General features: G+C 67.6%; 12 protein-coding genes. 11 read left to right on the forward strand and 1 reads right to left on the reverse strand.

From position 1 onward, the window contains the following. Positions 1-8 precede the first annotated feature (8 nt). The 11 genes from ACFWI8_RS12250 to ACFWI8_RS12300 all read left to right on the forward strand — a co-directional run bounded on the left by ACFWI8_RS12250 (position 9) and on the right by ACFWI8_RS12300 (position 8,639). Positions 9-206, forward strand: coding sequence for a hypothetical protein (locus ACFWI8_RS12250; protein ID WP_387089163.1), 198 nt, complete (start codon positions 9-11; stop codon positions 204-206). Between the two features lie 22 nt (positions 207-228). Then, on the forward strand, positions 229-630 hold the full coding sequence (locus ACFWI8_RS12255; RefSeq protein WP_387089166.1) for a pilus assembly protein: 402 nt from the start codon (positions 229-231) through the stop codon (positions 628-630). 23 nt (positions 631-653) lie between these two features. Further along, the gene (locus ACFWI8_RS12260; RefSeq protein WP_387089169.1) at positions 654-1,130 is read left to right on the forward strand and encodes a TadE/TadG family type IV pilus assembly protein; all 477 of its coding nucleotides are present in this window, start codon (positions 654-656) and stop codon (positions 1,128-1,130) included. Next, positions 1,127-1,570, forward strand: coding sequence for a hypothetical protein (locus ACFWI8_RS12265; RefSeq protein WP_387089172.1), 444 nt, complete (start codon positions 1,127-1,129; stop codon positions 1,568-1,570). The genes ACFWI8_RS12260 and ACFWI8_RS12265 overlap by 4 nt, the downstream gene beginning before the upstream one ends. Before the next feature lie 15 nt (positions 1,571-1,585). Continuing rightward, the gene (locus ACFWI8_RS12270) at positions 1,586-4,492 is read left to right on the forward strand and encodes a hypothetical protein (protein ID WP_387089175.1); all 2,907 of its coding nucleotides are present in this window, start codon (positions 1,586-1,588) and stop codon (positions 4,490-4,492) included. Positions 4,493-5,228: 736 nt separating this feature from the next. Continuing rightward, on the forward strand, positions 5,229-5,963 hold the full coding sequence (locus ACFWI8_RS12275; protein WP_387089177.1) for a hypothetical protein: 735 nt from the start codon (positions 5,229-5,231) through the stop codon (positions 5,961-5,963). Between the two features lie 349 nt (positions 5,964-6,312). Beyond that, on the forward strand, positions 6,313-6,903 hold the full coding sequence (locus tag ACFWI8_RS12280) for a hypothetical protein (protein WP_311597246.1): 591 nt from the start codon (positions 6,313-6,315) through the stop codon (positions 6,901-6,903). Between the two features lie 226 nt (positions 6,904-7,129). Next, a complete protein-coding gene (locus tag ACFWI8_RS12285; protein WP_311597247.1) occupies positions 7,130-7,354 on the forward strand; it encodes a hypothetical protein in 225 nt (74 codons plus the stop codon). A gap of 74 nt (positions 7,355-7,428) precedes the next feature. Continuing rightward, on the forward strand, positions 7,429-7,602 hold the full coding sequence (locus ACFWI8_RS12290; RefSeq protein WP_387089181.1) for a hypothetical protein: 174 nt from the start codon (positions 7,429-7,431) through the stop codon (positions 7,600-7,602). A gap of 141 nt (positions 7,603-7,743) precedes the next feature. Further along, a complete protein-coding gene (locus ACFWI8_RS12295; RefSeq protein ID WP_387089183.1) occupies positions 7,744-8,268 on the forward strand; it encodes a hypothetical protein in 525 nt (174 codons plus the stop codon). After that, on the forward strand, positions 8,265-8,639 hold the full coding sequence (locus ACFWI8_RS12300) for a hypothetical protein (protein WP_387089186.1): 375 nt from the start codon (positions 8,265-8,267) through the stop codon (positions 8,637-8,639). Before ACFWI8_RS12295 ends, ACFWI8_RS12300 begins: the two co-directional genes overlap by 4 nt. A 325-nt stretch (positions 8,640-8,964) precedes the next feature. On the opposite strand, the gene ACFWI8_RS12305 is transcribed toward ACFWI8_RS12300, so the two are convergent. Continuing rightward, positions 8,965-9,312, reverse strand: a 348-nt coding sequence (locus tag ACFWI8_RS12305) for a transposase (protein WP_387089189.1), incomplete at its 5' end; no start/stop codon positions are given.

Consider the following 9,312-nt stretch of genomic DNA (forward strand, 5'->3'; position numbering starts at 1 on the left):
AAATGAAAATGATCCTGAAACGCCGAATAGTGCAGTGGTGGACCCAGCTGATACCCGCGCTGCGCCGACTCCCCGCAGATGACCGCGGATACAGCGCCGAAGCCGTCATCATGACGATGGTCCTGACCGCGATCGGTCTCACGGTCGGCAGCATCTTCAGCGACGAAATCGTGGCAGCAGCCCGTGACATCGTCTTCCACGACTAGAACCGAACGCTGGGCGACCAAGTTGCGGCAGCACCTGCACGAGGACCGCGGCTCCATTGCCGAAGTCGTGGTCGTCTTCCCCACGCTGATCACAGTCGTGCTGGTGCTCGCCCAGCTCGCCCTGTGGGCCGTCGCCACCCACACCGTGCAAGCCACGGCCTCCCACGCCTTGTCCGCCACCCGAGTCGAGGACGCCACCGAACGTGACGGCCATGCCGAAGCCACCTTCGTCCTCGACCAGCTCGGCCCCGGCCCACTGCGCGACATCACCGTGCAGATCACCCGCGACAGCGACCGCGCAGAAGTCCGCATCGAGGGCACCACCATGCCGGTGCTGCCTTTCCTGCACCTCCCCGTCCACGCCGAAGCCGCCGGCCCCACCGAAGAATTCGAACCCGCCCCAACCAGCCCGAGCACCCCATGACCACGCCCTCCACCAGACCGACCGTGCCAGGCGCACCAGCGCGCGGTGGACGCCTGGTCGGGCTGCTCACAGACCGCGGATCGGCAGCCGCCGAGCTCGTCCTGCTCATCCCAGCGCTGCTCCTGGTGCTGTACCTCATCGTCTACAGCGAACGAGGGCCCGAGAGCAGGATGCGCCTCGACGACGCCGCCCACCAGGCCGCCCGAGCCGCCAGCCAGGCCCGCACCCCCGCAGCCGCCATCGCCGACGCCGAATCAACCGCCACAGCGGCGCTGGCCCGGGCGGGCATCAGCTGCCGGACTTTCACCGTGGAGATGGTCGGGAGCCTGCAACCGGGTTCCACGGTGACCGTCGACATCGCCTGCTCCGTCGGCCTGGAAGACCTCTCGATGCTGCCGCTGCCCGGCACCACGGTGCTGGAGGCGGACTTCGCCGCCGTCGTCGATCGATATCGCGCAGCAGCGACAGCATCGGCGGGCGAAGGAAGCAGAACACCATGAAGGTCTGGTTCGCCCAGTGGCGGATGCTGAGATTCGATGACCAGGGGCAACTCACCCCCTTCGTAGTCACGATGTTCGCAGCGCTGGTGATGTTCGCCGGCCTGGCCCTGGACCCTGGCATGGCCATCGCCGCGAAGATCCGCGCCATCGGCCAGGCACAGGAAGCAGCCCGCGCCGGCGCCCAAGCCATTGACCTGGCCGCCTACCGCGCCGACGGCTCCCTTCGCCTCGATGCTGAACAGGCCCACCAACTCGCCCAGACCTACCTTCGGCAGGCCGACGCCGATGGCACGATCACGGTCACCGAGGACACCGTCACCGTGACGGTCACCGCACACCAGCCCACCCAACTCCTCCAACTCCTCGGCGTCGACGAGCTCACCGTCACCGCCTCCGGCACCGCCCAGCCCCAGCCCGGCGCCACCACCCCCGATCCGTAGAGAGCATCCACGGCCATGCCCGCACGCCGAGCCCGCACCAGCCCGCCCTCCCGGAGCCGAGCCAGTCGTGCCTCCCCGCTGCTGCGCCCGGTGATCATGGCCGGCCGCCTGATTCGCGCCGCCATAGCCGCGGCCTTGCTCCTAGTGCTGTTGGTCGGGATCCCCTGGGGCCTGGTCCACTACATAGGCTGGCCGCTGCCCACCCGCATCCCCAGCCACGACGACATCACCACCGCCCTTTCCACCCAGCTCACCACCCGCGACACCCTGACCATCCTCGCCTGCGTCCTCTGGACAGCCTGGCTCCTGTTCGCTGTCGACGTCGCCCGATCCCTGCACGACGCCTCGCCCGCGCTGCCCCGAACACCCCTGCGCCCCCGCAGCCCCACGCACGCGCTGGCCGCGGCTCTCGTCGGCATGCTCACCCTCGGCCCCTTCACCCCCGTGCCCCGCATCACCCCGACGGCCACTCCGCTCGTCCTCCACCAACCCCACCCCGGCCAGGAACATGAGCAGCCTGCCACCATGGCCTTCAACTCGGCGCCGCCGTCCTCGAATGAGGCCGAGGATGCTTCCGGAGCCGTCACTGTCCTGCCACCCCGCGACGGCGTCTACGACAGTCTGTGGCGCATCGCCGAACGCACCCTGGGCGACGGCGCCCGCTGGCCGGAAGTCTTCACACTGAACGAAGGCCGCCCCCAGACCGACGGCACTGCCCTGACCCACCCCGACCTCATCCGCCCCGGCTGGATCCTCCACCTCCCCGAGCCCACCATGCCGCCCGAACCCGACAACCAAGACGACGAAACCGAGGACGAACAGCCGAACGAACCCACGCGGCCCGGCGAATCCACCGAGTCCTCGCCCAGCCCGGAACCAAGCCAGCCCACACCCTTCCCGTCACCTGAAGAGGCTTCACCACCCCACGACGAGTCACCCCCGCCCGAGACCGCTGACCCCGACACCCCCGAGGCCGCCGACGACGACGGGGGAGCCCTGCTGACCCCCAGCGGCGCGTTCGTCGGCCTCGGACTAGCCGCACTGATCACAGCCGCCTGGTGCACCGTTCTCCTACGCCGCCGCACCCGCTACCGCCCCGGCACGCCACGCAACGACGAGCCCGAGATGGCACCCATCGTCCGTGCCCTGCGCACCGCACACGACCACGCGCACCAGCCGACGGACGACACCACGCTCGTCGAACTCGAACACCTACCGCACCCGTCCCCCCGCGCCGTGCCCGAAGCCGCGCTACGCGAACGAGCCCGCACCGCCGCCGCCAGCAGCAACCACCCCGTCGGCATCGACGCCGGCCGGGCCGTCGCACTCGACCTCGCCCGCACCCGCGGCCTTGGACTGTCCGGCCCCGGCACCCGCGCCGCGGCTCGAGCCCTGCTTGTCAGGCTGCTCGCCGACCTCCACCGCCCCGACGCCCAGCCGGCCGATGTCCTCGTTCCCGCCGCCGACGCCGATCTGCTGCTCGGGCCCGGTGCCAGCCGCCCACCACACCCGCCGCATCTGCACGTCGTTGCCGATCTCGACGAGGCCCTGAACGTTCTGGAGAGCGAACTGCTCACGCGAACCCGCGCCACCACCGGCAGCCCGCACAAGGCCGAGTCCGTCCGTGAACTCGTGCTTATCGCCACCCCACGCCCGGAGACCGCCGGACGGCTGCAAGCCATCCTCGACAACGGCTCGACCCTCGGGCTGATGGGCGTACTTCTTGCCCCCTGGCACCCCGGAAGCACCATCCGCGTCCGAGAAGACGGCACCATCGCTGCCACCAACCCCACCGCCCCCCACCCCCTACACGCCGGCATGCGCCTATTCACCCTCCCCAGCGACGACGCCCAGGCCCTCAACGACCTTCTACGGGAAGCCACCCCCACCTCACACCCCCCGAAGCCCGCCCACCACCGTCCCGCGGCCAACAGCGCCACCACACCTCCCCGCCCCGCCTCGCACCCTGACGAACCCGATCACCGCAGCAGGCGGCCACACGACCCCGCCAACCGCGCCGTCAACGAGGCGCCCACCGAACCCACCCACTCATCCACCAATCCAGACCCCAGCAGCGCCTCAGCACCACGCGACCCACCGACCCCCGACAACGGCCCGGCCGCCGCACCGCCACCGCAGCCCAGCCGCGACGTGGTCCTGCACATCGCCGTCCTCGGCCGCATCAACCTGACACTCCACCAGGCAGGCACATCGACTCCCGTCGACATCACAAGCTCGCTCGCGCCCCGCCACCGCGAACTGCTCGCCTTCCTCACCCTCCACCCCAAAGGCGCGCACCGCGACATCCTCAGCGCCGCACTGTGGCCCGACGCCGGCCGCCCGCACAACGCCTTCCACGCCACCCTGAGCCAACTACGCCGTGTCCTCCGCACCACCCACGACGCACTGGGCGACATCATCCGCCACGACAACGGGCACTACTCACTCGACGACACCCGCGTCACCATCGATCTCACGCAACTCCGAGAGGCACTGGCCGCACAACACCGCGCCAGTACCACCTCGGCACGGTCATCCGCGCTCCGCCGAATCGGCGACCTCTACCGCGGCGACCTCGCCTCCGACCTCACCGGCCTATGGTTGGAAACACCTCGCGAGGCCCTACGCCGCGACGTTCTCGACGCCCACAGCGCGCTCATCCGCGAACTACGAGACTCCGACTCCGAACAAGCCCTGGCATTGCTCGAGCAGGCACGCGAGATCGACCCCTATAACGAGTCCATCTACCGCGGCATCGCCCGCATGCAAGCACTCCTCGGCCAGCACGACGCGATCCCCCGCACCCTCTCCCTCCTCACCGCCGCATTAGCCGAAATCGACGAAGAGCCCGCACAAGAGACCATCGCGTTTCTTGACTCCCTCCAGCGGATCAAAAGTCCGGACAGCCGGAGCCGGCGCTAAGTGATAGAGTCTCATTTGCTAGGCCTGTCGGAGAACCGGGAGCCGCGCGAAAGCGCAAATATTCCCGCCCCAGTGCTCTGGCTCCTCGGCGCCCTTTGGGTCACGCAGGCGGGTGCCACCTGGAAACCGCGGAAGCCGGCCCGTCGAGAATGCGAAGGAATTTCGGGCCGCCATGGGCCGAGACGCTGGCCAGCGTGATTCATACTCCAGCCAGCCTCGTGCCCTGGTCGCTTCTCCTCTTGCCCACTAGACGGGTAACCCTCCAGCCGGGCCTTGTTGCAGGTCAACCCGCCTTGTCCTCTACCCGCACATGCCCGGACTCAAGAGCCGGAAGGCGGCTGAACAGTAGGACGCGGGGCCTGGGTGATGGCCTGGTATGGGTCTAGGGCAATGGCTATTGGGAGAGATTCGCCGACTTCTTGCTGGTATGCATTTATTGTGCCGCTATTGTGCCGCTCTTTCTTTGTTGCCTGAATCCCTTTTGCTGGCTTCAAGCTTTACCCCTCCCTGTTGGTGTCCTGCTTTTGCGGTATCGAGTGTTAGGCGCGTAAAGAATTGCCGGAAATTCGGTGCGCCGGGTTGAATTCGCCGTGATTTTGGGCAGAATGGAGCTGTAGGCGTAGCGCATCGGGCGCGCGCCACAGCGAATCGGAGAACGATCGTGAAAAATCGGACTTCTGAGAAGCGGGGCGAAGGGGAAACACGGGGGGATGTCACCCGAGAGGACATAGCGCGCGTGACCCCGGAGGATTACGCGGAACTCGGGGAGCTGGCACGGCGCTACTGCCGAGTAGTGGACGCGTCCCGCTCTCGTAAGCGTGCGAACGGGAGCGCAACCATCGTCAAAGAAGGGCACGCGCCGTACGGGACGGACGACGTCAGCGACGATGTCACGCAGGACTCCGTGATGATCTTCGCAAAGCGGCTCGGGGACATCATCGACAAGTGCGAGGTTGCTGCCTTGCTGGTAGCGACGCGTGAGCCCTACGCGTGGCAGTACATCCGAAAGGACGAACGGGTGATCATCGTCACCCGTAAGACGCTCCAAAAGTGGGCCGTTCGAGACGCTGCCGCGCGAAACGGGTACCGACTGGACGTCAAGCCCGAGGAAATCGACACCATCCCCGGTGCTCAGATCATGCGGGGAGTCCCGCACGCTGACACCCTGCCCGCACTGGCAATGACCCCCTACCTGGCAGGGTACAGCGGGGAGATCTTTCGTTCCGCATGGGGCGACGGACGCGACTACCCGACACTCACGGCGGTTCTGGACGCTGCGAACGCCGTAGACGATCTGGGGCGTGGTGGCGTTCTGATGAAAGCCGCTCAGTCCCTCCACGGTGGTCAGCCTGGCTCACGTCGTCCCGTTCGCCGCACTCGCGACGATGCCCGCCGGGAATGGCGTGACCTGAAAGCGGGACTAGATCACGTTCGTGAGGAACTGATCTACCAGAGCGCCGAGAAGCGCTAGAGCGATCAACACTCCGCCGATGGTGCCCCCGGGCGTGGTCGCCCGGGGGCACAGTCATGACGAAAGCGCAGCGAGCCAATCCGCGCTGCCCGGACGGTTGGGCGGTTGCTGGCGCCGTATTTAGGTGAAGGCGTTGATGCGCTGGCGGGTTGAGACCTGTTGGCGTGTTTCGCTTTGCGGCCGTTGGTCGTTAGCGGTGGAGTGTGCCGCTGTCCGTGTGCGGAGGGAACTTGGTTTTCTGGTTCTCGCCCGGACGGTTGGGCGGTTGCTGGCACCGTATTGAAGCAGAGCCGCTTTCATCGATGCAGCGTCGCGTGTCAGTTGTTCCCGAGCCATACGAGGGAGGAACATGAATATACGTGGCGTTTCCCTGGATGACTTCTACGCGGTCACGAATGATGTGTCGCGTCGAGCGTACGAGGGAAATGTGATCGTTGCGCCGGAAGCACGTTGGTCGCGGCGCAGCTCGTTCAACGCGCGGTTGCGCGTGGTGAACAGTCGTGGGCCTGGTGCGCGCACGGCGGCGTCGGGTCGACACGGGCCGTACGCGTGCTGGCACGCGTACCGAGATGTGCTGTGGCAGATGTTCGTCGCGAACCCCGACGCGACCGCGCGGACCGCGCTGGCGACCTACCGGGGTCAGTCGGGATTCGAGCGGGACTACCCCGCCACCCGCTACCGCGTCGTTGGTTCGGTCGCGTATCCGGTTTCCATGGCCGCGCTGTGCGTGGCTGAGGGATGCGGTGCGGAGGGTCCGCCATTCCTACGGGTGCCGGACGAGTGTGACCCTCGGCCCTTGGCAGCAGAGGGCTCCGATGACGTGCTGGCGCGCATCGAGCGCGAGCTGCGGCAGGCGGAGATCGCGCCCCCCGAACCGATGGTGTTCGAGGGCCCGGTGTCCCTGCTAGACGCGCCGGACCTCGCCTACAGCGGTCGCTGAGCGGCCGCCGCCTGCTCCCTGCCCGGCTTCCGCGCCCCTCCTCGGGTTCGGGCAGGGCTCCTGTCCCTGGTCGGCTGGTGCCCCTCCATCGGCTGACCAGGGAAGTGCTCGCTCCACTGTGAACTGCCATGTCGTGCGCCTGAGCGTCGGCGGGGCGTACCCACGGCTGTTCAGAGTGGACAGTCGGATTCCGTGAGGGAGGAATCCCATGTGTGACATGTGCTCGATGGCGGGGGACTTGCTGGACGGCAGCAGCGGGGGGTCGTCGTCGCCCGAGGAGCCGGGCGCCGCCGTTCCCCCGGGGATGGCCATCGTCGAGGCGACTGAGAACCCCGACGGCACCCTCACCGTGACGGTGAGCCCGGAGGAGTTCGAGGCGATCCGCATCCAGCTCGCGATCGCCGCCACGGTGATGGGGGCGATGGGCGGGCCAGGCTCGTTCCCGGTGTGAGATCGCTGCGGCCGGCCCCCGGGCTGACCCCGGGCGCCGGCCGCCCGCGGTCCGGGTTGTGGAAGGGAAGACCGATGCAGCCGTTGGAGGTTGCCCGCATTGACGGGCAATGGGTGACCTGGAGCGAACAGTTGGAGGAGTGGCTGCCGCTGCCGCTTGCGCCCGAGGCCACTGAGAACGATGTGCGGCATTTCTACGCCGGACGCGACCGGCAGATCACGATCGTCACCGCCGGCGGCCATCAGTGATCTTGTCGACTCTGCCGCGAGTGCAGGCATGGCGCGGCGGCCGCAGCTCCCACGGCCACTAGGAATGAGCAACCGCCAGGGGCTCGGGTTGGGATCCCGGGCCCCTGGCCATGTCCGACCACCTTGGGAGGGATTACGGACATGAGCGAGACCAGCAACACCTGGAGGGCCGCACCTCAGGAGGCGCTGTGGTTCGGAGCGATCATCTTCGGTCGCGACGTCGTCGATGGTGACGGTGAGGTGGTCGGCTCGGAGACCGATTACGCCTACGGCTACAGCACCGACCCCCTGCCCGACCCCCGGGAGATGTGCCCGGATGGGGCTGAGGTGCTGGAGGAGAAGCTGACCCACTTCCAGACGAAGGTGACTCTCTCGTCGCAGAACGCGGACCCCAGCGCTCACCAGCGCGAGTTCCGCGTGTGGCGTGAGAACGGCGACCTGGTCGCTGTGAGCGATACCTACGAGGAGGCCGCTGAGGAACTGCGGGCTGCCGTGCAAGGCGACGTCGAGCGCCTCGGCCGCGAGGACGCGGCGTGTGGCGTGTTGTCCACTTACGGCTACAGCATCGACGTCATCGAGGGAGGGCAGGACGCCACACAAGAGTTCCTGGGCGATCATCCCGACCGTCCGCTCGATGACGGAGCGATCGTGGAGGCAGGCGAGTGATCACGCACCTGCACGTGAGCAGCAACACTCCCGGATATCTGCCGACCGTCGCCCCGGCGTGCTTCGACGATATCGACCGCGCGCTGGAGCATCTGCGAGCGGAACTGTGCTCCCAGAGGGACGACTTCTCCCAGCAGTGTCAGGGGTGCCGCCCGGACGGGCAGGGCGCCCCTTGCCCTTGGTGCGAGGTCGCCGACGACGTTGAAACCGCGCTATCGGACATCGCCGACGGCGATGTCCGGTCCTACCTGCACCGGGGAGACGTCGGGTGGAATTTCCGCACACCGGAGGGCCCCGACATCGGCATCTGGTGCGAGCACGTCGATTCGACAGCCGCGACATGTGAGCTCGCCGATCGGCAGTTCGCCTGAGGCACGGCTGCCGTCATACGCAGAGCGGACGGCTCGACGGTGGTCAAGGGTGTGCCTCGGGCCGTCCGATGCGTGCGAGGTGCCGATGTTCGGTTGGCGCTGACCTGCCGGAGTATCCAGCGGCCCATTTCCTCAGGGCCGCTGGCTTCCTCTTACAGGACGTCTCGCCGCACATCGAAGGGCTCCGGGCGAGGGATCCCGTACGTCCGCCTCCTTGAGAGCGTTGTCCGGTATCGCCCGTGCCCCAGCTGCCGAGGACTGGTCTCCCGGACTGGCGGTGCTGCGGTCACGGTGGCATGACGGGCCTTCACTACTGATCTTTTCGTTAGTTCTGTGGGGCTGGTGGATGGATGGTCAACCCGGTGTGGGTGAGGAAGGACCATGGCAGCTGGTGGTTCTGGTTGATGCGGTGGATGCCTTGTTCGGTGGCGTCGGCGACATCGGCGAGGTGGTCGCCGGCGAGGTTGGCGAGTTCGCGTTTCTTGAGTGATGACCACAGCAGTTCCACCGGATTGAGCTCGGGCGCGTAGGCGGGTAACCGCTCGAGGGTGAGCCAGTCCTGATCGGCGGCCCAGGCACGCATGGCCCGGCTCCAGTGGGCGGACAGTCCGTCCCAGACCAGCACGACCCGCTCCTCGCGGTAGAACGCCTTGAGCTGTTTGAGGACCTCGAT

The sequence above is a fragment of the Streptomyces sp. NPDC127098 genome (genome assembly GCF_042722465.1).
Lineage (GTDB): Bacteria > Actinomycetota > Actinomycetes > Streptomycetales > Streptomycetaceae > Streptomyces > Streptomyces millisiae.